Genomic DNA, 255 nt, shown 5'->3' on the forward strand with positions numbered 1-255 from the left:
CAGCGATTCGGATTCTGACAGTGATTCGGACTCTGACAGTGACTCGGATTCTGACAGCGACTCCGACTCTGACAGTGACTCGGACTCTGACAGTGATTCGGATTCTGACAGCGACTCCGATTCCGACAGCGATTCGGACTCTGACAGTGACTCGGACTCTGACAGCGATTCGGATTCCGACAGCGACTCTGACTCTGACAGCGATTCGGATTCTGACAGTGACTCGGACTCTGACAGCGATTCGGATTCTGACAG

This window comes from Klebsiella sp. 10, assembly GCF_018223925.1.
GTDB lineage: Bacteria > Pseudomonadota > Gammaproteobacteria > Enterobacterales > Enterobacteriaceae > Klebsiella > Klebsiella pneumoniae.